The organism is Neisseria sp. P0021.S006 (genome assembly GCF_051956895.1).
In genome coordinates, this window is the sequence record NZ_JBQCWZ010000769.1 from 1 (window position 1) to 673 (window position 673).

The 673-nt window shown below is 49.6% G+C and carries 1 protein-coding gene and 1 pseudogene; both read right to left on the reverse strand.

Annotation, left to right across the window (positions count from 1 at the left end):
- Positions 1–408 (reverse strand): ATP-binding cassette domain-containing protein (locus ACTHUM_RS17000; protein WP_440403555.1); only part of this gene is annotated, 408 nt, incomplete at its 3' end.
- Positions 409–432: 24 nt separating this feature from the next.
- Positions 433–673, reverse strand: a pseudogene (locus ACTHUM_RS17005) (peptide ABC transporter permease); the annotation flags it as partial.

Here is a 673-nt window from a genome sequence, read left to right on the forward strand (position 1 = left end):
TGCTTTCTGCACTGCTTCTTTTTTGCCAAGCTTTTTATTGTGCACACGCGCCGCTTCAATCAGTTGCGCACCGATACGCATAAACGGATTGAGCGAGGTCATCGGCTCTTGGAAAATCACGCTGATGCGATTGCCGCGCAAATCACGCAAGGTTTTCTCATCGGCATCCAAAATGGAAATGCCGTCAAAAGTAATGCGTGAATCTTTGCCATAGCGGGCAAATTTCTCAGGCAGCAGGCGCATAACGGACATAGACGTTACGGACTTGCCCGAGCCGGACTCGCCGACCAAAGCCAATGTTTCGCCCTCTGCCACTTTAAAGCTGACATTACGCACGGCGTGCACGTTCTTTTCATGCAATTCGAAATTGATGTCCAGATTTTCTACAACCAGTAACTGTTTTGTCATTTTGATTATCCTTTTGGTTGTCGTTTAGCGGTCTTTCGGGTCGAGCGCATCGCGCAGGCCGTCGCCGATAAAGTTGAAACAGAACAAAGTGGTTACCAAGAAGAAACTCGGCACGAGCAGCTGCCATGGTGCAGCTTCCATAGAAATCGCGCCTTCTTGCAACATCGAACCCCAACTGGTCATCGGCTCTTGCACGCCCAAGCCCAAGAAGCTCAAGAAAGATTCAAACATAATCATGCCCGGCACCAGCAAAGAGGCATACACC